General features: G+C 37.1%; 23 protein-coding genes and 1 other annotated feature. Of the genes, 3 read left to right on the forward strand and 20 right to left on the reverse strand.

From position 1 onward, the window contains the following. Positions 1 to 216: 216 nt before the first annotated feature. The 4 genes from QUF93_RS23000 to QUF93_RS23015 form a co-directional block, all read right to left on the reverse strand. Positions 217 to 1,350: a bifunctional cystathionine gamma-lyase/homocysteine desulfhydrase gene (locus QUF93_RS23000; RefSeq protein WP_289360304.1), complete on the reverse strand. Its 1,134-nt coding sequence runs from the start codon at positions 1,348 to 1,350 to the stop codon at positions 217 to 219. A 3-nt stretch (positions 1,351 to 1,353) separates the two neighbouring features. Then, a complete protein-coding gene (locus QUF93_RS23005) occupies positions 1,354 to 2,277 on the reverse strand; it encodes an O-acetylserine dependent cystathionine beta-synthase (protein ID WP_289360306.1) in 924 nt (307 codons plus the stop codon). A gap of 82 nt (positions 2,278 to 2,359) precedes the next feature. After that, positions 2,360 to 3,055, reverse strand: a complete 696-nt coding sequence (gene mtnN, locus QUF93_RS23010) for a 5'-methylthioadenosine/S-adenosylhomocysteine nucleosidase (protein ID WP_002015266.1) — start codon at positions 3,053 to 3,055, stop codon at positions 2,360 to 2,362. Between the two features lie 14 nt (positions 3,056 to 3,069). After that, positions 3,070 to 3,708, reverse strand: coding sequence for a class I SAM-dependent methyltransferase (locus QUF93_RS23015; protein WP_289360307.1), 639 nt, complete (start codon positions 3,706 to 3,708; stop codon positions 3,070 to 3,072). Positions 3,709 to 3,844: 136 nt separating this feature from the next. On the opposite strand from QUF93_RS23015, the gene QUF93_RS23020 reads away from it, so the two are divergent. Beyond that, the gene (locus QUF93_RS23020; RefSeq protein WP_002160402.1) at positions 3,845 to 4,060 is read left to right on the forward strand and encodes a YrzA family protein; all 216 of its coding nucleotides are present in this window, start codon (positions 3,845 to 3,847) and stop codon (positions 4,058 to 4,060) included. Between the two features lie 35 nt (positions 4,061 to 4,095). On the opposite strand, the gene QUF93_RS23025 is transcribed toward QUF93_RS23020, so the two are convergent. The 12 genes from QUF93_RS23025 to alaS all read right to left on the reverse strand — a co-directional run bounded on the left by QUF93_RS23025 (position 4,096) and on the right by alaS (position 16,217). Next, on the reverse strand, positions 4,096 to 4,746 hold the full coding sequence (locus tag QUF93_RS23025) for a YrrS family protein (RefSeq protein WP_289360308.1): 651 nt from the start codon (positions 4,744 to 4,746) through the stop codon (positions 4,096 to 4,098). 116 nt (positions 4,747 to 4,862) lie between these two features. Then, positions 4,863 to 6,614 (reverse strand): peptidoglycan D,D-transpeptidase FtsI family protein, encoded by a 1,752-nt coding sequence (locus QUF93_RS23030; protein ID WP_289360310.1) that lies wholly within the window; start codon positions 6,612 to 6,614, stop codon positions 4,863 to 4,865. A gap of 91 nt (positions 6,615 to 6,705) precedes the next feature. Further along, entirely contained in the window at positions 6,706 to 7,182 is a 477-nt protein-coding gene (gene greA, locus QUF93_RS23035) for a transcription elongation factor GreA (RefSeq protein ID WP_002173560.1), read from the reverse strand. 278 nt (positions 7,183 to 7,460) lie between these two features. Next, complete coding sequence (gene udk, locus QUF93_RS23040) at positions 7,461 to 8,099, reverse strand: uridine kinase (RefSeq protein WP_002015274.1); 639 nt, start codon at positions 8,097 to 8,099, stop codon at positions 7,461 to 7,463. A 17-nt stretch (positions 8,100 to 8,116) separates the two neighbouring features. Further along, on the reverse strand, positions 8,117 to 9,397 hold the full coding sequence (locus QUF93_RS23045; RefSeq protein ID WP_002111968.1) for a peptidase U32 family protein: 1,281 nt from the start codon (positions 9,395 to 9,397) through the stop codon (positions 8,117 to 8,119). A gap of 18 nt (positions 9,398 to 9,415) precedes the next feature. Continuing rightward, on the reverse strand, positions 9,416 to 10,345 hold the full coding sequence (locus QUF93_RS23050; protein WP_002122685.1) for a peptidase U32 family protein: 930 nt from the start codon (positions 10,343 to 10,345) through the stop codon (positions 9,416 to 9,418). A gap of 7 nt (positions 10,346 to 10,352) precedes the next feature. After that, on the reverse strand, positions 10,353 to 10,994 hold the full coding sequence (locus QUF93_RS23055; RefSeq protein ID WP_002122686.1) for an O-methyltransferase: 642 nt from the start codon (positions 10,992 to 10,994) through the stop codon (positions 10,353 to 10,355). Between the two features lie 215 nt (positions 10,995 to 11,209). Further along, positions 11,210 to 12,280, reverse strand: a complete 1,071-nt coding sequence (gene mltG / locus QUF93_RS23060; protein ID WP_002122687.1) for an endolytic transglycosylase MltG — start codon at positions 12,278 to 12,280, stop codon at positions 11,210 to 11,212. A gap of 241 nt (positions 12,281 to 12,521) precedes the next feature. Beyond that, positions 12,522 to 12,800: a DUF1292 domain-containing protein gene (locus tag QUF93_RS23065; RefSeq protein WP_002122689.1), complete on the reverse strand. Its 279-nt coding sequence runs from the start codon at positions 12,798 to 12,800 to the stop codon at positions 12,522 to 12,524. 12 nt (positions 12,801 to 12,812) lie between these two features. After that, positions 12,813 to 13,226, reverse strand: coding sequence for a Holliday junction resolvase RuvX (ruvX, locus tag QUF93_RS23070; protein WP_289360311.1), 414 nt, complete (start codon positions 13,224 to 13,226; stop codon positions 12,813 to 12,815). 3 nt (positions 13,227 to 13,229) lie between these two features. Beyond that, the gene (locus QUF93_RS23075) at positions 13,230 to 13,496 is read right to left on the reverse strand and encodes an IreB family regulatory phosphoprotein (protein ID WP_000348590.1); all 267 of its coding nucleotides are present in this window, start codon (positions 13,494 to 13,496) and stop codon (positions 13,230 to 13,232) included. A gap of 78 nt (positions 13,497 to 13,574) precedes the next feature. Continuing rightward, positions 13,575 to 16,217, reverse strand: a complete 2,643-nt coding sequence (gene alaS, locus QUF93_RS23080; RefSeq protein ID WP_289360312.1) for an alanine--tRNA ligase — start codon at positions 16,215 to 16,217, stop codon at positions 13,575 to 13,577. A 40-nt stretch (positions 16,218 to 16,257) separates the two neighbouring features. Continuing rightward, positions 16,258 to 16,476, reverse strand: a binding site (T-box leader). Between the two features lie 389 nt (positions 16,477 to 16,865). On the opposite strand from alaS, the gene QUF93_RS23085 reads away from it, so the two are divergent. After that, positions 16,866 to 17,210: a PH domain-containing protein gene (locus tag QUF93_RS23085; RefSeq protein ID WP_289360313.1), complete on the forward strand. Its 345-nt coding sequence runs from the start codon at positions 16,866 to 16,868 to the stop codon at positions 17,208 to 17,210. A 40-nt stretch (positions 17,211 to 17,250) separates the two neighbouring features. Here QUF93_RS23085 and QUF93_RS23090 read toward each other — a convergent pair whose 3' ends face one another. Next, entirely contained in the window at positions 17,251 to 18,318 is a 1,068-nt protein-coding gene (locus QUF93_RS23090) for an AI-2E family transporter (protein ID WP_289360314.1), read from the reverse strand. Positions 18,319 to 18,495: 177 nt separating this feature from the next. Here QUF93_RS23090 and QUF93_RS23095 point away from each other — a divergent pair, with 177 nt between their 5' ends. Beyond that, complete coding sequence (locus QUF93_RS23095) at positions 18,496 to 18,708, forward strand: hypothetical protein (protein ID WP_070144955.1); 213 nt, start codon at positions 18,496 to 18,498, stop codon at positions 18,706 to 18,708. A gap of 47 nt (positions 18,709 to 18,755) precedes the next feature. On the opposite strand, the gene QUF93_RS23100 is transcribed toward QUF93_RS23095, so the two are convergent. The 3 genes from QUF93_RS23100 to recD2 form a co-directional block, all read right to left on the reverse strand. Then, positions 18,756 to 18,884 carry a YrzQ family protein gene (locus QUF93_RS23100; RefSeq protein WP_002015286.1) on the reverse strand — a complete coding sequence of 43 codons (129 nt, stop codon included), beginning with the start codon at positions 18,882 to 18,884 and terminating at the stop codon, positions 18,756 to 18,758. An 18-nt stretch (positions 18,885 to 18,902) separates the two neighbouring features. After that, a complete protein-coding gene (locus QUF93_RS23105; protein WP_000490499.1) occupies positions 18,903 to 19,091 on the reverse strand; it encodes a YrzR-like zinc ribbon domain in 189 nt (62 codons plus the stop codon). A gap of 127 nt (positions 19,092 to 19,218) precedes the next feature. Continuing rightward, entirely contained in the window at positions 19,219 to 21,555 is a 2,337-nt protein-coding gene (recD2, locus tag QUF93_RS23110; protein ID WP_289360315.1) for an SF1B family DNA helicase RecD2, read from the reverse strand. Positions 21,556 to 21,605: the final 50 nt, after the last annotated feature.

A 21,605-nucleotide genomic window follows, 5' to 3' on the forward strand; every position in this document is an offset into this window, starting at 1 on the left:
TCACGGTCTTTATAAGTCCCGATTAGCGCAAAAAAATAGAGTTACCTTCCTACATGAATCTCATTGTTTGTGAAACATTTCACAAGTTTATTCGTGAATAATATTTCATGAATTCAATATACATGAAATCATTTCATTTGTGTATGTCTAATTTGTGAAATGTTTCACAAATTAATATAATAAAAATGCACTGCCCATATTAGCAGTGCATTTTTACTATGCTAGCGCTTGTGCTAAATCTTCCATTAAATCTTCACCATCTTCAATACCGACAGAGATACGAATTAATGTATCTGTAATTCCTAATTCTTTACGGCGATCTGCTGGGATTGATGCATGTGTCATTTGAGATGGGATCGAAATTAAACTTTCTACTGCTCCTAAGCTTTCAGCAAGTGTGAAGTATTGCAGTTTCTCAAGTACATTATTTAACGTTTCTTCACTATCTACATCAAATGAGATAATGGCACCAAATCCATTTGCTTGTTCTTTTGCTAATGCATGGTTTTGATGTGATTCAAGACCTGGATAATATACTTTATTTACTTTTGGATGGTTATTTAAAAACTCAGCAATTGCACGTGAATTCGTTTCATGTTCTTCCATACGAATTCCTAATGTTTTTAAACCGCGAAGTAATAAGAAGCTATCTTGCGGCCCTAGAATACCTCCTGTTGAGTTTTGTACAAAGTGAAGGTCTTCTGCTAATTGCGGGCTATTTACAACTACTAAACCTGCAACTACATCACTATGACCTCCTAAATATTTTGTAGCACTATGAAGTACAATATCTGCTCCTAAAGAAATCGGCGACTGCCAATATGGCGTCATGAATGTGTTATCAATAATTGTTAATACATCTTTCTCTTTAGCAAGAGTAGATATTTTCTTAATATCAGTAATTTTCAGTAATGGGTTCGTTGGTGTTTCCACATAAATCGCTTTCGTATTTGGACGAATAGCTTCTTCAACTTCCTCTAGGTTTGTTGTATCTACAAATGTATGCTCAATGCCGAAACGGTTTAATACTTTCGTAATAACGCGATACGTTCCGCCATAAACATCATCTGTTAAAATGACGTGGTCACCTTTTGAGAACAACATAATTGTCGCTGTAATAGCAGCCATTCCTGAACCAAATGCAAATCCAGCATGACCGTTTTCTAATACAGCAATCATTTCTTCTAAAGCTGCACGTGTTGGGTTGCCTGTACGTGAATATTCATATCCTTGGTGCTTCCCAACTGCTTCTTGTTTGTACGTACTTGTTTGATAAATCGGTACGTTTACAGCTCCAGTTGAAGGTTCTCCTATGCGAATACCATGAATTAACTTTGTCTTTGCTCTCATTTTTTATTCCCATCCTTTGTATATGTCTTTACTTAAATAGCGCTCACTACTATCAGGAAAAATCGTTACAATATTTGTGCCTGGCGCCGCTTTCTCTGCTTCAAGTAAACTTGCATGAAATGCTGCTCCTGACGAGCTCCCAACAAGCAGTCCTTCTTTTTGCGCCAATTCCTTCACTCGTAAAAATGCATTTCGATCAGAAATTGTATGAATTTCATCAAAATAAGATGTTTTTAAAAATGGCGGGATAAATTCAAGGCCAATCCCTTCTGTTTCATGCGAACCAGCTTTACCACCATTTAAAATTGATCCTTCTGGTTCCACAATAACCGTTTTTATATCTACATTTTTTTCTTTCAAATAAGATGCAGTCCCCATGAATGTACCACCAGTTCCTGCTCCTGCAACAAATATGTTAATCTCTCCGTTAAGCGCATCCCAAAGTTCAGGACCTAGTGTTTTGAAATAAGCACGAGGGTTTGCTTCATTCGCAAACTGACTTGGAGAGTATGAATTCGATATTTCATTTACTAATTCTTTTGCTTTTGCAATCGCGCCGGTCATTCCTTGTTCAGTCGGTGTATGCACGACCGTTGCACCTAGCGCTTTCATTAATTCTTGTTTTTCAATACTAAATTTCTCTGGTACACAAACAATAACGCGTAAATCATGTTCTAACGCTGCAAGTGCCAGTCCAATACCGGTATTTCCAGCCGTCGGTTCAATAATTGTTCCGCCCTCTGCGACGAGCCCTTTTTCTAGTGCATCTTCGATTAGTTCTCTTCCTAAACGATCCTTAACGCTTCCGCCTGGATTATAAAATTCAAGCTTTGCAAATAAACGGACTCCTTTCGGAAGTGAAAAACGAGTAATTTCTACAATTGGTGTATGACCAATTAACTCATGAACTCCACGATATACATTCATCGTGTTCTCCCCCTTATTTGCCAATAAAGAAAAGGCAACTGTATGTATTTTCTTTATATGAGACAGTTGCCTTTTTGTTACATTACTTTAACTCTTCTAATACTTTTACGATAAAGTTTGTAGAATGAAGAGCTGCTTGATCTAAAAATTGATCAAATGAAACATTCGATTCTTTACCAGCAATATCAGAAAGTGCACGAATGATTACAAACGGAACTTCATATTGGTGGCACACTTGTGCAACAGCCGCTGCTTCCATTTCTACTGCATAAAGATCTTCAAATTTATCACGAATTGCTGCAACGCGGTTCGGATCACTCATAAATGAATCACCTGTTGCAATCATACCTTTTACAACTTGAATATTTTCTTCTGCCTGCATACATTTTTCAGCTAATGCAACTAACGCCTCATCAGCTTTAAATCCAGGTGGCATTCCAGGAACTTGACCATATTCGTAATTAAATGCAGTTACATCTACGTCATGGTGACGAACTTCTGTTGAAATAACTACATCTCCAACATTTAGAGAATGATGGAATCCACCAGCTGAACCAGTGTTGATTACTTTTTCAGGCTTATATTTTTCTAATAAAATTGTCGTTGACATCGCTGCATTTACTTTACCAATACCAGACTTTAACAAGATTACTTCATGTCCTGCCAATAGCCCTTTCGTAAATTCACAGCCTGCAACCGTTTCTGTTTCTGCTTGTTCTAATTTGTCACGTAAAATACGTACTTCTTCTTCCATTGCTCCAATTACAGCAATTCTCAATCTAATCCCTCTTTCTATTGCTTAGTTGCCTCCATTACCCAAACGAAATGATTTAATCTCGTAAACGTTACATGGAAGCCATTGTTTTCAAAAATATATTGCATGATAGGAATACGTGTATAGTATTCTGTTTGCAAATCGTTTGCTAACTGATGGAAACCTCTTTGTTTTGCTGTTTCAACAGTTTTATCATATGCATCTTGATCTGCAAATATCGTATCAGCAAACACTATTTTACCACCTTTGTTTAGCAATTGACTATACTTCGCAATCGCTATGTCTTTTTCATCATCTGTTAAATGATGAAATGCATAAGTGCTCACGATAGTATCGATTGAATTCGGGACTTCAAATGATAGAAAATCACCTTCTGTAATTGAAAATTCTTTTGGTAATTTCTCTTTTGCAATAGTGCGCATTTCACGTGACGGCTCTATACCGTAAACTGTACGACCAGCAAGTAATAATTTATTTGTTAAGTTGCCAGTACCAACACCAAATTCTAATACGTTGCCAAATGACTTGTTAACTACATCCTCTAAAATGTCCTCATAATGGGCGAAAACTTCTTTATATTGTATATCTTCGCCTTGTACAAATGAGTCGTACGTATGAGCCCATTCATCAAATAAACCATTAAATTCTGTTCCCATAAAAATCCCCCTTTTTCTTATCGGTTTTATCAGTATAATATGCTCTCTTTCTAAAAATGTCAATTGAAATGTACGTAGTATTTCCTTCTTTTCTTTGTTACACTATATTTGATTACATAGGAGAGGAGTGGTCTTCGTGTCATTTACCTTTGAAATGTTAGAAGATAAAGTGGAGTTTTTTGAGGCTGCAAATTTAGTTTCTTTAGAGAAGAAAATTAGCGAACAAATTGATAATAATAAAGCACTTATGCTCGAAGTTCATCATATTTCTCACCAAATGGTTATGGACCCTGAAAGTAAAAGACCTTATTATAGCGCGGTTGTGCATTTTAAGTTAAAGAAATTACGCTAACTAAAAAAGAGAGGCTCATAAGAGCCTCTCTTTTTTTAGTTTAGAGTTTGAACGAGTACTGGTTTCCAGCCTTCATTGTCTACCCAATCAATATTTACATAATATTTTTTACCTGATTGCTTATCTTGTACGTTGCCGTAAGCTTTATTCTTACCGTTATTTCCGATTCTATGAATAACTAATTGCTCTACCGGAACGTCAATTGCAGCTGAAATCGCTTGGTTCATCTCATTCCAATCTGCTGTGCCTTTTTTAAACGTCATCGCAGGTGTTGCACCTTGCTCTGTACCTACTGGCTTCCAAGAAGATTTCGTATAAGCATCTGTTGCCTTTGGCTGTGTTTTTTCAGCTGATACTTTCTCGTTAGCTTTCGCTTCTTCTTCAGCTTTTTTCTTTTCTTCTTCAGCCTTTTGCTTCTCTTCTTCTTCCTTCTTCTTAGCCTCTGTTTTCTCTTGCTCGTTCTTCTTCGTCTCTTCTTTACCTTTAACTTTCTCAGCTTTATTTTCTTTTGTTGTTTGCTGAGCTACTTTTTTATCACTAGAAGACGCTTGCTCTTTTGTACCAGGAACAAACAATTGATATGCTACAATAGCTACTGCTACTAATACAATAGCAATCGCAATATTTAAAACACCGTTTTGACGACGTTTTTGTTGTTTCTGTTGAAATCTAGATCCTCCTGCCATTCTTCAAACCTCCATGCAGTTTTTCATACTTGCTATTGTAACATTAAATCTAGAAAGGTTGAACATTTACAATAATATTTTCACGAAATGAAAACATTTCATAAATAATTGCAAGATTACTTTTCAATTTCTAATTGATGAATTGCTTCTACCATTTCTGCAAAAGCTGGTGTAACTACATTTACGTTATCTGTTTCTATATCAACTACAACTAAAGCATATCTTGGGTTTTCATATGGAAAATAACCTGCAAACCAGCGATTCACTGTCTCTCCTTTTCCTGTTTGTGCCGTCCCAGATTTTCCAGCGACATTTAGTGGCAACGAACGGAATGCGGTTCCCGTTCCTTTCTCCATCGTTACAACGCCTCTTAACAACTGTTGTAATTTTTTCATCGTTTCATAAGAAAGCTGTTTCCCATTTAATTTATGATTTTCAAATGTAAAAAAGTCAGTTCCATTTTTATACACTATTTTTTTCACAGCTTTCACTTCCATCTTCTCTCCACCTCTAGCAATTGTCGCCATCATATTCGCTATAGCTAGAGGTGACACACGTACATCTTTTTGTCCGACCATCGTTTGAGCAATCGCTTTTCTACTATCTTTATTTTCTTCGCTTCTCCAAATAATAGCACTCTTTTCTTCTGGCAATTGCTCAAATTCCGGTGTATGAAATACCGAACCTTTCCACCCTACCTTCTTACTTGCTCCTAAGGCCTCTAAATACGTTTCTAATACTTCCCTATCCTTTTGCATTAGTTCATCGCCTAATACGGCAAACGTTCGATTACAGCTTCTAGCAAAGCTTTCCTTAAAGTTTAATGACCCCATCATAACTTGTGGAAGATTTTCACCGTATAAATCCGTATTACAGTTAAATGTACGATTAAACCGCACCAAATTCTCATCAATTACTGCTGCTGCAACTACTGTTTTAAAAACAGACCCTGGAAAATGAGGAGTTAACATTTGATTTTCAAGTGTAGCTTTATATATCCTCCTATCATTCATCTGTAAAGAAGGCTTACTTACCATTGCTAAAACTTCACTATTCTTTATGTCTAGTAATACTAACCCACCTTTTTTTATTCCGTTTTCATCTATAATCTCTTCTGCTCGTCGTTGCAACGTTTTATGCATTGTTGTTTGAATAGTAACTGGATAAAATGGATTTCCTGGTGAAGTGTATTTCGCCTGTTTCCCAAAAATCGGTTCTCCTTGCTGGTCCACTTGATACAACACTTTCGCCTCTCCATCAGTCAGTAAAAATTCATCAAATGATTGTTGCAATCCAGAAATACCAATTGGCGTTTGTTTCGAAGTTTTTTTCATTTCTCCATAACGCTTTTGAAATTCCTGTTCATTCTCTCCCACATCACCAATTAAATGATTTACCTCTCCCGTTTGCTTCAGTCGAACTTCTGCTACTACAATACCTAAAATATCTAATTGATTTACCTTCTCCATCTGCTCGAACGTTAATTGAAATGGGATATTCCCCCTTCGTAATATAAATGCTTGATTCTTATTTTTCATCTGCAGTCTTATCTCTTGTCTCGACACACCAATGATATGCGCAATTTTCTCTAACATGTCATTTTTTATTTGTAAAAATGGAAAAACAATTAAGACTGGATATTTCTCTTCACCAATTTCCTTACCATTTCGATCTGTAAAGTGCCCTCTTCCATTATCTACTGTAAGTGATTGTGTTCGTTGCGTAACACTTTTTTCAATCAAATTGATATTTCGATCGGTAAATGATTCCGTATCTATAATCTGTATTTGGATTAAACGACAAAGTAATAAAAAAATCACACCCATAAAACAAATTAAAACAATTATAATTCTCCGTTTCATTTTCATAAAAAACACCTCGTCTATTGTAGTTTAGACGAGGTGTTTCACCTTTTATACAAATAAAAAATCACTCGTTTTCACACGAGTGATTTTTACGTTATTTTACAGAGATAATCTCTACTTGCATTTCTCCGCCCGGTGTTTGGATTGCTACCTTCTCACCAATTTGCTTACCTAATAAGCTTTTTGCGATTGGAGAATCGTTAGAAATTCTTCCTTCAAATGGATCTGCTTCTGCGCTACCTACGATTGTGTACGCTTCTTCGTCTCCACCTGGTAACTCTTTAAATGTTACTGTTTTACCTAATGTTACAACTGTAGACTCTTCACCATTGTCTTCAATGATAACCGCATTACGGATCATGTTTTCAAGTTGTGTAATACGTCCTTCTACGAATGCTTGCTCATCTTTCGCTGCATCATACTCAGAGTTCTCAGAAAGATCTCCAAAGCTACGTGCGATTTTAATACGCTCTACAACTTCTTTACGTCTTACTGTTTTTAATTGTTCAACTTCGTTCTCTAGTTTTTGCTTACCCTCTTGCGTCATAGGGTATGTTTTTTCTGTTGCCATGTTTTCCACTCCTTTTATATACCAATCCCCCGAAAAAAAGAGGAGTTCCATATGAAAACTCCTCCGCTTATATATAGCGGAGGTTTCTAGTACACGTGGCACTAGTGGAGTTGTCACATACAACCCCTTATTCTCCAATTCTTCCTTATATAAAGAAGGTATGTATGGAAAGTTGATATAAATATGCCCTCACCTATTGGTAGGTGAGGTTTCATGTTTCATTGTATTCGATAAGAAGGGAAAAAATCCCTTCCTATCGTATATCTTTTACTATGCTATTACAAATTCACTTTTTGTTCAAGAATTGTTGCAATTTTTGTAACCATAATATCAATTGCAACATGATTTTGTCCACCTTCAGGGATAATAATATCCGCGAATTTCTTAGAAGGCTCAATAAATTGATTATGCATTGGGCGTACAACGTTTACGTATTGGTCAATAACTGAATCCATTGTACGACCGCGCTCTTCAATATCGCGCTGCATGCGGCGTAAAATACGAAGGTCTGCATCTGTATCAACGAACACCTTAATATCCATTAACTCACAAAGACGTGGGTCTTCTAAAATAAGAATTCCTTCTAAAATAATTACATCTTTCGGCTCAACTGGAATAATTTTTTCCGAACGCGTATGCAATGTATAGTCATATATAGGCTTTTCCACTTGCTCATATGCAAGCAACTGCTGCAAATGGTCAATTAACAAATCATTATCAAACGCTAACGGATGATCGTAATTTGTTTTTAAACGTTCTTCCATCGGTAAATGGCTTTGATCTTTGTAATAATAATCTTGCTCCAAGATTAAAATGGAGTGACCTTTAAAATGGTCAAAAATCGCTTTCGTTACACTTGTTTTTCCTGACCCTGAACCACCAGCGATTCCAATTACAACAGGCTTATTCGTCCCCATTCGACTACCACTCTTTCTTATTGAAGTATGTTTTTGCGCATCATATTATTCACATACACTGGTTGATCCACTTTGAATTTCACGATTTGCAACGGATGTCTCGCTGCATCTAATTCGTTTCCATCCTCATCCCAAATTTTCTCCACCGTCTGCGTAAAGTTTTCTATTTCTGGTCCAAAGAACTCCACTTCATGTCCTGGTTTGAAGTGATTACGTTGCTCAAGCGTTACGATGCCCGTTTCTTCATTATAATCTAACACTAAACCTGCAAAATCATACGTTGTTTTCTTACTATGATTTCCAAACATTTGCTCTTGATGTCCTGGAACCCCTTCAAAGAATGCAGGAGCTGTATCACGATTTGCACATTTATCAAGCTCATCTAACCATTCTTGTTTAAACTCAAAGTTATCCGGATCCGCACAATACGCATCAATTACTTTACGATATACAGTTGCTACAGTCGCTACGTAATGGATAGATTTCATACGTCCTTCGACTTTTAAGCTATCAATTCCAATTTCAATCATTTTCGGAATTGATAAGATTAAATTTAAATCTTTTGGGCTCATCGCAAAGTGAGCATCTTCTTCTTGGAATAGAGGAAGCTCTTTTGCATCTTTATGTTGTGATACCGTTTGAACTAAATCATAATCCCAGCGGCAAGATTGACAACAACCACCACGGTTAGAGTCACGCGCTGTCATATGGTTACTTAATGTACATCTCCCTGAATACGCGATACACATTGCACCATGGACGAATGCTTCAATTTCAATATCAACTTTTTCTTTAATTTCTTTCATTTCTTCATAGCTTGCTTCACGAGCTAATACAAGACGATGTAAACCTTCTTCTTTCCAATACTGTGCTGCTTTCCAGTTGGATAGTGATTGTTGTGTACTTAAATGCACCTCAACAGAAGGTGCTACACGTTTACATGTCTCAATAATAAGCGGATCGGCAACGATAATTCCCGTTACGCCAGCTTTTTCAATCCCTTTTAAATATTCCTCTAGCCCATCCATATTTTCATTATGTGCAAAAATATTTGTTGTTACGTATATTTTCGCTCCATATTTCTTTGCAAATTCAACGCCTTCCGCCATGTCTTCCAGCGTAAAGTTACCTGCATTAGAACGAAGACCAAATTCTTGTCCACCTAAATATACAGCATCTGCCCCATAATGGATAGCTACTTTTAATTTTTCTAAGTTACCCGCAGGGATTAACAGTTCAGGTTTTTTCACAATAACGCGTTTGCCATCGATCACTCGTGAAATTTCTTGTACAGTCATTTCCTACACCCTCCTCGTTTAGTAAACCGTTTCTTTAAAGAAGAATCCTGTATCTAACGGACGATTTACCGGTTGTATTTCTTCTATCTCTTTAAATAAATCATCTTTCACGTCATAATACGCATCACGATCTTCTACACATAAATCAATCGCCTTACGATATTTCTTCGTTACCTCAATAATGTATTCAGAACTTTTTAGGACACCATCAATTTTTAAACTATCGACTTCAGCATCGATTAGTTCCTCTAACTCATCGATGAAACAAATATCATTCGGACTCATAATATGAGTACCATTTTCATCTTCATAAATTGGATATTTATTATTACGTTCTGGATCGTATAAGAACATATTCTCTTCATACTTTTTCTTTTCGATGTCGAGATTACGCCCTTGATACTCAAAGTAGTTTCCTACTAGTGAACGCTTCGATTGGAACATGCAAGTCATACCGTGAATTTGCACTTCAAGTTCCACTTCAGCATTTTCTTTTAACTCAGCAATCTCATCTAAGCTAAGCTCACGAGCTAATACAGCGCGTTTCGCTCCTCTTTGCCCCCAATAGTTACAAGTAAACCAGTTTGTTGCTGTTGTTTCTGTATTCCAGTGCAACTTCATGTTTGGTGCAACTTCACGAACAGCCATTAATACCGCTGGATCTCCGAAAACAATCGCATCTACATTTACCTCATTTAAAAATGCAACGTAGTCCGTTAATTCTTCTACTTTATCATTGTGGAACATCGCATTCATTGCAACGTATACTTTCACACCATTTTCATGTGCAATGTTTACAGCTTGTTTCACATTTTCACGTGAAAACTCTCCTGCCAAACGTAAACCAAACTTTTGTTCACCAACCATTACTGCATCTGCCCCTGCTTTCACAAGAGGTTCAATATCCGCCACCGCTCTAGGCGTTACTAACAATTCAGGTTTCTTCATACTTTTGTCACCCTCTCTTTTTACTTACAGCCACTCCATCGCCAATTGGGAAAATTGTTGTATCATATCCTTCATGGTTCATAAGCCATTCATTGTACGTCTTAATACGACGAATCAAACCACGCGTACGTCTATTTTCAATTTTCTCTTTTGTCGTCACAAGACCATGGTACATAACGTTATCTGAAATAATAACGCCACCAGGGTTCAATAACGGTTCGTATAAGTCAAAAAAGCGACGATACTGTCCTTTCGCTGCATCAATAAAAATAACATCAAATGTTCCATGTTCTTTCACTTGTTCGCCCGTTTCTAAAGCATCACCGTAAATAACAGAAATACGGTCTGTTACCGGGGAACATTCTATATATTCAAGTGCCTTTTCATATCGTTCGCGATTGCGCTCTACTGTCACAATGCGAGAGTTCGGAATAGCTTGCATCATACGAATACTAGAATAACCGATTGCTGTTCCAAGTTCTAAAATACTTTCCGGTCCAATTAAACGTAAAAATTGCAGCATAAATTCCATTCCAAGTCGATCCATAATCGGCACATGGTTTTCAGTTGCATACTCTTCCATTTCAAGAATTAATTTATCTTTTGGATCAATAAATGATAATAGGTACTCGTTAACTGCATCCTCCATAATTGGTCCTCCTTATTTACATGGAGAAGTGCCTCTATGACGCGTCAATCTTTGTCTTTTCACACATAGAATGCAATAAAAATACAAGCCAGTTTCACCCTAAGCTTGTACGTCCCGTTTTGATATTAAAAACGATTCTTCTGCCAGTTTTTAACCCGATATATTTTACCACAAAAAAGAGGGATGTGCGACCTTTTTCGCTACCCCTCCCCATTTCACTGTTTTTTCGTAATGTATTTTTGCTTTAATGCATTATGTTCTTCTAATGTTTTCGCATAATACACTTCACCACTTGGTGCAGCTAAGAAATAATAATAATCTGTTTGCGCAGGATTTAACGCTGCTTCCACTGAATGTTTACCAGAGTTTGCAATCGGTCCAACTGGCAACCCCTTCACAACATACGTATTGTACGGTGAGTTTACTTTCAAGTCTTCGTATAACACACGTTGTTTATGCTTTCCAAGCGCGTATAATACCGTCGGATCCGTTTGAAGCGGCATACCTTTCGCTAAACGATTATAGAAAACACTAGAGATTTTCTGGCGATCTGTAAAGCCAGTGGCCTCTTCTTCAATAAGTGAAGACAACGTGAGAAGTTGATGAACATCCCAGTTCTTCGCTTTCATTTTCGCCTCATTTTGAACAATAATTGCATTTGTTTTCTCAAGCATCTGGATTACAATTTCTTCTAATTTCGTATCCTTTTTATAGAAAGAATACGTTGCTGGATATAAGTATCCTTCTAGCGGATATTTAATGTTGCTATCAAAAATTTTATCCGTTAATAGCTTCGGATACTTTTGCTGCATTTTTTGAATAAATGCTTTATCATTTAATTGACGCACAACATCATCTTTATTCCACTTTAATTCTGCCGCAATCACTTCAGCAATTTCAGTTACTTGCGCTCCTTCTTTAATCGTCACTTTATAAAGAGCCGGACGATGTACGTTGCCAGATGACATTTGTTCAATAACATCTTTAGCACTCATCGAAGGATTTAATAAATATGTACCTGCTTGTAAGCTTTTTGACTTAAATTTCGTATAAAAACTAAAAACTGTACCGCTTTTCACAGCACCTTTTTCTTCTAAAATCTCACCAATTTTGCTTGTAGATGACCCCTTTGGAATCTCTACCTCAATCTCTTTTTTATTTCCACTATCAACTGGTCCTAATGCAGATGAAATATACGCATAGACTGATCCACAAACTAAAAGCAGTGCGATAATCGAAATTAAAAAAATGCGTCTACGCTTCTTCTTCACTTGATTCTCTACCAAAATTCTTCCTCCTTATTCAATTGTAGACCATATACACTTCCTCTATACAATGCCCTACAAACATAAAGCAAAACCAATCATTTCTAAATAATTGGTGAAAGCTGCTCATTTAAAGCCTCATTTCATACAACCCGTCTTATTATACTATAAACAATTAAGTAGTTTCGACAAAAAATCTGTCATTTTGCATATGAATACAAAAAAGGCGAACTGTGTACACAGTTCGCCTTTTTATCCATTACTATTCTTCGTCTTGCTCTTCAGCAAGAGTGTTAAACATTTCTTGTACCATTTCCCACTCTTCTTCAGATTCGATTGAAAGTAATGTTCCACCCTCTTCTTCATTTTGCTCGTATGCCATTGCATCGAAGATTTGGTCTCCATCTTCGTCTACTTCACCGATTGGAGAGAAGACTACATATGATTTTTTGCCGAATTTTTCAGCATCAAAAGTGAAAATAATTTCACATAAATGTTCGTTTCCTTTTTCGTCTACAATTGTAATTTGATTTTCTTCCATTTTGGTCACCTCTTATTTACTATCTAAAAATCCTTGTAAGATTACGACTGCAGCCATCTTATCGATTACCTGTTTTCGCTTCTTACGGCTCACATCAGCTGAAATGAGCAGACGTTCCGCTGCCATCGTCGACAAGCGCTCGTCCCACATTACAACTTCTAATTGTAACAGATTCTGTAGGTTTTCTGCAAATTGTTGGCAAGCTTCACCACGCGGGCCAATTGTACCATTCATATTTTTAGGTAAACCTACTACTATTTTGTCCACATTGTACTGTTTTACTAACTCAGAAATACGGTCAAAACCAAAGTGACCTCGTTCTTCGTTAATCTTAATCGTTTCCAGTCCTTGTGCTGTCCAGCCCATTTCATCGCTCATTGCAACACCGACTGTTTTAGTACCAACATCTAAACCTAATATCCGCATAAACTACTCCTCACGATGATGTTTCAAGTAAGACTTCACAAGCTCTTCAATTAACTCATCACGTTCAAGCTTGCGAATGATGCTTCGTGCATCTTTATGGCGAGGTATGTATGCTGGATCTCCACTTAATAAATAACCGACGATTTGGTTAATCGGATTATAACCTTTTTCTTGAAGTGCATCATACACAGTTAAAAGTACATCATTTACATGGACACTCTGTTTTTCATCTTGAATGCTAAACTTCATTGTCTTATCAAAACCGTCCATTTCAAGCACCTCACTTGTAAGTAGTAAGTATAGGGAGAAGAACTTCTCCTCTCCCTACCATTGTACACTACTATCTCTTTATTTTGAAACAGATTTAACGTACTCTTGTACAAATGCTAAAGCTTCCTCTACTTGCGCTGGGTTTTTACCACCTGCTTGAGCCATGTCAGGACGGCCACCACCGCCACCTCCACAACGAGAAGCTACTTCTTTCACAAGTTTACCTGCATGGTAACCTTGACTAATTAAATCTTTCGTTACGCCAGCTAGAATATTTACTTTATCGTCATTTACAGACGTTAATACAACAACTGCAGACTCTAATTTATTTTTAAGGTCATCCATCATTGTACGTAAGTTGTTCATATCTGCAACATTTACTTTCGCCGCTAATACGTTCACGCCATCAACTGTCATTACTGAATCAGTTAAGTTTCCAGCCTCGATATTGCTTAATTTCGCAGCAAGAGATTCGTTTTCTTTTTGAAGTTGTTTTACTTCAGCAAATAAACCATCAACTCTTGTTAAAATATCTTTCGGATTTGTTTTCATTTTTCCTGCTGCTTCTTTTAATAAACCTACTTGATCGTTCATTAATTCGTATGCAGACTTACCAGTTACCGCCTCAATACGACGAGTTCCTGCACCGATACCAGACTCAGCAACGATTTTGAAAATACCGATAGAAGCTGTGTTATCAACGTGACAACCACCGCAAAGCTCTAAGCTGTAATCGCCTACTTGTACAACGCGTACAACATCACCGTATTTTTCACCGAATAATGCCATTGCGCCCATTTCTTTCGCTTCTTCGATTGCTTTTTGAGAAATCGCAACATCAATACTTTCCCAAATTTTTTCGTTTACGATACGCTCAATTTTTTCTAATTCGTCAGCTTGTACTTGACCGAAGTGAGAGAAGTCAAAACGTAAACGTTCAGATGTTACAAGAGAACCCGCTTGGTTAACATGCGTTCCAAGTACATCTTTTAATGCTTGGTGCAGTAAGTGAGTTGCTGTATGGTTTTTCACAACGCTACTACGATTTTTCGTATCGATAACAGCTTTTACAGCCGCTTCTTTCGTTAATGTCCCTTCTTCAACAACAACTTTGTGTAAGTTTTGACCATTTGGTGCTTTTTGTACGTCTTTTACAAGAACTTTCACGCCGTCAGTAAGAAGATAACCACGGTCTGCAATTTGCCCACCGCTCTCAGCGTAGAATGGCGTTACATCAAGCATTAATTGCCCTTCTTCACCTGCTTGTAGGCTATCTGTGTACTCACCATTTTTCACAAGTGCAACAACGTTACTTTCTGTTGCAACTGTACCGTAACCAACGAATTCGCTCGCTACTTTAACTTCACCAAGTACACCGCCTTGAACTTGCATAGAATCAACATCTTGACGAGCAGCACGTGCACGCTCACGTTGTTTCTCCATTTCATTTTCAAAGCCTGCTTGATCAACTGTCATACCAGCTTCTTCTGCATATTCTTCTGTTAATTCAATTGGGAAACCGTACGTGTCGTATAGGCGGAACGCATCTACGCCAGAAATAACAGTTGTTTTTTCTTCTTTCGCTTTTGCAATTACTTCAGCTAAAATTGATTCACCATCATGAAGTGTTTCATGGAAACGCTCTTCTTCATTCTTCACAACTTTTGCGATGAAATCTTTCTTTTCAAGTACTTCTGGATAGAAGTCTTTCATTACTTCTCCAACAACCGGTACTAATTCAAACATGAATGGACGGTTGATGTTTAATTTCTTAGAATAACGAACAGCACGGCGTAATAAACGACGTAACACATAACCACGGCCTTCGTTAGAAGGAAGTGCTCCATCACCAACCGCAAATGTTACTGTACGAATGTGGTCAGCAATTACTTTAAATGCCATATCTTTTTCTAAGTCACCATTACGATACTTTTCACCAGAAATTGATTCTGTCGCGCCAATCATCGGCATGAATAGGTCTGTGTCAAAGTTCGTAGGTACATCTTGAACGATAGATGTCATACGCTCTAGACCCATCCCTGTATCGATGTTTTTCTTAGGAAGCGGCGTATATGAACCGTCTGGATTATGGTTAAATTGAGAGAATACAAGGTTCCATACTTCTAAGTAACGCTCGTTTTCTCCGCCCGGATATAATTCTGGGTCACTAAAGTCATTACCGTAAGCCTCACCGCGGTCATAGAAAATTTCTGTATTCGGTCCACTTGGTCCTTCACCGATATCCCAGAAGTTTTCTTCTAAACGGATGATGCGTTCTTTTGGAACACCCATTTTCTCATTCCAAATTGTGAATGCTTCTTCGTCTTCCGGATGAATTGTAACAGATAATAATTCTTTATCGAACCCGATCCATTTGTCGCTCGTTAAGAATTCCCAAGCCCAAGTAATTGCTTCTTCTTTGAAGTAATCACCAATTGAGAAGTTCCCTAACATTTCAAAGAATGTATGGTGACGAGCTGTTTTCCCAACGTTTTCAATATCGTTTGTACGAATTGATTTTTGTGCATTTGTAATACGTGGATTTTGCGGGATTACGCGTCCATCAAAATATTTTTTTAATGTTGCTACACCACTGTTAATCCATAGAAGAGATGGATCTTCATGCGGAACTAGTGATGCACTAGGTTCTACTGCATGTCCTTTTTCTTGGAAAAAGTCTAAAAACATTTGACGAATTTGTGCGCCTGTTAGTTGTTTCATTGTATTTTCCTCCTTAAATATAAAAAACTCCCGTCCCTATAAAAGGGACGAGAGTTAACTCGCGATACCACCCTAATTATGAATTGATTATAATAACAATCAATTCATCACCTCATGGTGCCGTAACGTGGCAAGACGGCAGTGATTAGCTGCTCTCAGGATTAGCTTTCTGTTACCCTTCATTTAAAGCTTCTTTCAGCCATTGGAAGCTTCTCTCTATAAATGGACTGTAACATACTTGTTCCGTCATTGATTTAATGTATTATATGACTAAATATAATAGAATTCTCTTAAGTTTGTCAATGTAGATAATCATTTATATTGTATCAATTACTTGTTAACCATAATTATTCTACTATTCATTTTTAACAGCCTTTTAATATATTATGCATTTATTAATAAAGTGAAACTTTAATCATTGGGGGGTTGTCCATCCCCCAATGATTATTAGCCCTCACCAATCGGGCTTTTACGGGCAGCCCGGCTCCCACCTAACTCCCTCGCATTCGCCGAATTTTGAGGTGGGAGTCTTACTGCCCGCAAATAGCGGGATAAATCGTACTATCCTCATGAAAATGTCTATATTAACTTTTCTGAATATTTTATTTTTGTTACAATTAAATTATTAACACTAAAGGAGCGATTACAATGACAACCTTATTGAACAAGGCTAAAAACATATTAACGGCTGACGAAACAATATTGTTTTACGCAGCATGCTCATTAGATATATTTATATATCGTTCCATCGCAAGGCCAGGACTGTTAATCTTAACGAACAAAAGGCTCTTCTTTTACGGACCAGATTTAAGCAAAAACCCAATATTTGAAGAGTACTCTTTCGCAAAAATTTCTAATCTAAAAGAACAGAAGCGACTTTTCAGTAATCAAATTGTATTTATGTATGATGATGAATGGAAAAGAATAAAACATATTCAAACAAATGATGTGAGCGGGATTGTTCGGCAAATAAAAGAACAACTCCCTAAATAACCATATTATTAGCCCTCTATCATAAATAGAGGGCTTCATATTAAACATCTTCTCTTTTCCAAAGAGGCCTTACATGAACAATCACTGTACGAATAACTGCTAAAATTGGAACCGATATTAGCAATCCTACAATCCCGGCTATCTCTCCCCCAACTAGTAATGCGAGCATAATAATAACAGGATGCATACGAAGCGACTTACCAACGATGTAAGGCGATAAAATGTTACTTTCCAAAAATTGCAAAATAGCAATCGTAATCCCCGCTTTAATGAGTAAACTCGTTGATACCGTTGCCGCAATCATCAACGTCGGAATCGCCCCTAAAATAGGACCAAAGTACGGGATTATATCCGTTACCCCAATAATAATGCCGAGTAATAACGGATATTTCATACCGATAAACCAAAAGGAAAGAACAGATACTCCCCCTAATACTAAGCAAACAAATAACTGTCCTCGAATATAACTTCCGAGTGACTTATCAATTTCTTTCGCAAGCATTTGACCCGTACTACGCCACTTACTCGGAACTAGTTTCCAAAAAATATGATAAAACTCACCGTAATCTTTTAATATGTAAAATACAATGAACGGAATTAAGAAAATAATGAGCAATGAATCCAATACACCACGGGCTGTGCTCATAACCTTATTTAAAAGCGTTTGTATCTTCATTTCTACACCAACGAAAATTTGCTTTACCTTTTCATGAATAAATGATGGGAAATTCGCTGTTTGTTCTGTAACTCCATCCATCCAAGAATCGTACATTTTTGTAAACTGCGGAAATTGTTCATTAATTTCTTGTAACTGTTTAATAACAACTGGCGTCCCTTTATAAATCCCATAACCAATCCCACCAAAGAAAAGAATGTAAATGAGTAAAATCGCAAGTGTGCGAGGCATCCCTTCTTTATGGATCTTCTCAATTAAAGGGTGTAATAAATACGCAATAAAACAAGCGATAAGAAACGGTGTGATCGCCACTTTAAACACGAAAATAATCGGCGCCCATAGCGGCTTAATTTTTAAAAAGACGAGCAAGCAAAGAAAAACGAGTAACAATAATCCTAAACGATATATCCAAATGATTTTAAGATTCTTCACACGAAAAACCTCCTCCACCTTTATTTTGAAAATAAATAGGTTAGGTTATGTGCAAAAGTTTTAAAATCTTTTTATACAGACCATACTGTTTTTTAAAGACGTACATATATTTAACATAATAAGGACAACCACCCCTTTGGAATACAAAACGTCAAAATATTATTAGGAGGGCTAATTATGGTTTTATTTATGCTCGTATTATCAGCACTTTTTATGATTCTTGAATGGATTTGTATCGGGTTTGGTATTTGGAAAGGTTTCTTTATTCGTTCCTCGCGAAAAGAAAGAGCGAAGCAATTATGGCGTTACGGAATACTTGGAGTTGGATGTTATGGACTATCTTATGTTTTCTCGGAAATTGGACTTTTATATTTGCATATGAACGTGTAAAAAAACTCCCTCATCAATAAGGGAGTTTTTCACTTTAATCGAAATTATTATAAATAAGACTTAATCATCTTACGTGCTTTTTTCACATTGCGTTTTGAAAATACATCTTGCTTACGAGCATATTGATATGCTGCAGCGCCAACACCTAATGCGATTAATGAATTGCGTAGATTCAAAGTAAATCCCCCTTTTCGTTATCCGATCGTTCTTTCATTTTCATCAAATAAATCATCAAGAGAGCTTAATGAACCATCTTCCTCTACTTGATGTGTATGGATTTTCCCCTTTGAAACCGATAATTCGATATAACAATTCCAGCAATAAAATTGGTTGACACCTATTTTTCCGATGTCTTTCCCTTTGCAATTTGGACAACTGAACATATGGCTTTCATCTCCTTACAGTCTCCCAGATTCTATTCGCCATTATGTCCAAACTGCATTCATTTATACATTGCTAGAGCCTTTCAACGTTATACGTTTGAAAGTTTCACTATATAATTTCACCTTGTTACATGAAATCATACGGTGAAATGTTTTCCACGTCCATTTCTTCACCATTAACCGTCACCATCTGTACTTCACCTTGTGATTCTTGCAATCGACCAGCTAAAGTCGTTTGACGCATTGCATCATCAAGGCGATTTACACCGGATTGAAAAGCTGCTTCCTCCCCACAAATAATAAGGAATTTCTTACTCCTTGTAATACCCGTGTAAATTAAATTACGACGTAACATACGGTTATAACTTTTTACAATCGGCATAATAACAATCGGAAATTCACTACCTTGTGATTTATGAATCGAGCAGCAATATGCATGTGTAATTTGATTTAAATCTGGCTTTGTATACGTTACTTCAATCCCATCAAATGAAACGATAATCATATCTTGTTGCTCAACGTTTTCTTTCGCATAAAACACCGAAACGATTTCTCCGATATCACCATTAAACACTTGGCTCTCTGGCTGATTGACGAGTTGCAGTACTTTATCACCTCTGCGGTATACAACATCACCGTAAGCAATTTCTTTACTCTTTTCTTTTTTCGGATTAAATACTTCTTGCAATGCTTCATTCAACACATTAATACCAGCAGGCCCACGGTACATCGGCGCTAATACTTGTACATCTCTTGCACTAAATCCTTTTGTCTTGGCATTTTCACATACTTTTTTTACAACTTCAACGATTTGAGCTCCTGTACAAGAAATAAAGGAACGATCTTTTTTATTTTCGGCTAAATCTGGCGGAAGCGCCCCATCTTTTATCGCATGGGCAAGTTGGATAACAGATGATCCTTCCGCTTGACGATAAATTTCTGTGAGCTTGACTGTTGGAACTGCACCTGCATTCAATAAGTCTTTTAACACTTGTCCAGGTCCTACAGATGGCAACTGATCTTCATCACCTACAACGATAACTTGAATATTTGTCGGAAGTGACTTGAATAGCTGATTTGCAAGCCAAATGTCAACCATTGAAAACTCATCAATAATGAGTAACTTTCCTTGTACTGGATCGGTTTCATTACGCTGGAAAGACCCTTCTGGCGTCCAACCGAGCAGACGATGAATTGTGCACGCCGGAAGCCCCGTTGATTCACTCATTCGCTTCGCTGCTCTTCCAGTTGGAGCTGTTAATAAAATCGGAAATGGATTATCATCACTATATTCATTCGGATTTAATGATACTCCGTGAAGTGATGCATACATTTCAACAATCCCTTTAATAACTGTTGTTTTCCCCGTTCCTGGTCCACCTGTTAATAACATCATCGGCTTATGAAGTGCAGTTTGAACTGCTTCTTGCTGAAGCGGCGCATACTGTACCTTTAGCTGTTCTTCAATTTCCCCTAATGTCTTTAACACTTCGGCTTCAGGGAATGAAGGAGTTTCTTCTTGATTCATAAGACGACGAATTGACTTTACAACGCCTTTCTCAGAATAGAATAAAGAAGCTAAATACACTCGCTCTTCTTCTATAATAACTTTCCCTTCGCTTTGCATCATCTCAACGCAACCTACAATATCTTCCTCAGTCACTCTGCCTTCTTGATTATTTAAAAGTGACATCGTTTCCCTCACAAGTTGCCCTTTTTCCATATAAACGTGACCGAGTTGTAATGAAATATTCTCTAACGTATAAAAACACCCTGCACGTACACGGTCGTCGTGATTGCCCGTTATTCCTATTGCACGCCCTATATCATCTGCTCTTCCAAATCCAATTCCGTCCACTTCTTCAATAAGCTTATATGGATTATTACGAATCACTTCTAATGTCATCTCTTTATATTGCTGATAAATTTTAATAGAAAGTTTTGTTCCAAAACCGTAGCCATTTAAAAAGCTCATCACTTTTTCGAGTCCTTGATGCTCAATAATCGTCTCATATATTTCCTGCGCTTTTTGCTTGTTTACAACACCATTTAACGCATCAGGATCATCCATAATTTTAGAAATCGCATGCTCACCGAGATGATCAACGATTTTTTCGGCTGTACGCTTTCCAATCCCTTTAAATAAATCGCTCGCTAAATATTGCACCATACCCGCTTTTGTTTGCGGCAATTCTTTCTTAAACGTTTCAACTAAATATTGTTTCCCATACTTTGGGTGATCTTTAAAATGACCTGTTAATGTAAACACTTCATCTTCATGCATACGGGGAAAATGACCGTTTATCATTACTTTTTTTTCGTCGTATGTTTCATTCGTTTCAATGACTTTCATACTGACAACGGAATAGAGGTTTTCTTCGTTGTGGAAAATGGTATGAAGAACTTGCGCTTTTATAAATTTTTTCTCTTCCTCAAACAAATCCATGGCATGTTGATTTCCCATCTTTCCTCTCCTTCCCGAGTTCTTTTCACTTTAATGAGCAGTACATCCCC

The sequence above is a fragment of the Bacillus hominis genome, from assembly GCF_030348325.1.
GTDB classification, from domain to species: Bacteria; Bacillota; Bacilli; order Bacillales; family Bacillaceae_G; genus Bacillus_A; species Bacillus_A hominis.